At 76.0% G+C, this 441-nt stretch carries 1 protein-coding gene; it reads left to right on the plus strand.

The window, feature by feature from the left end:
* A partial coding sequence (locus G3I65_RS04175) for an IMP dehydrogenase (protein WP_203612277.1) occupies positions 1-441 on the plus strand: 441 nt, incomplete at both ends.

Raw genomic sequence — 441 nt, forward strand, 5'->3', positions numbered from 1 at the left:
GGCGTGCTGACCGCCGTCGGGGCGCTGCGCGCGGACATCTACACCCCGGCGGTCGACAGCGCGGGCAAGCTGCGCGTCGCCGCCGCGGTCGGCGTCAACGGCGACGTCGCCGCGAAGGCCGAAGCGGTCCTCGGCGCCGGCGTCGACGTGCTGGTCGTGGACACCGCGCACGGGCACCAGGAGAAGATGATCGCCGCGCTGAAGGCGGTCCGGTCGGTGTCGCCGAAGGTCCCGGTCGTCGCCGGGAACGTGGTCACCGCCGAGGGCACGCGCGACCTGATCCAGGCCGGCGCCGACGTCGTCAAGGTCGGCGTCGGGCCGGGCGCGATGTGCACGACCCGGATGATGACCGGCGTCGGCCGCCCGCAGTTCTCCGCGGTGGCCGACTGCGCGGCCGCCGCGCGCGAGCTGGGCAAGCACGTCTGGGCCGACGGCGGGGTC

The organism is Amycolatopsis sp. SID8362, from assembly GCF_010550475.1.
GTDB classification, from domain to species: Bacteria; Actinomycetota; Actinomycetes; order Mycobacteriales; family Pseudonocardiaceae; genus Amycolatopsis; species Amycolatopsis eburnea.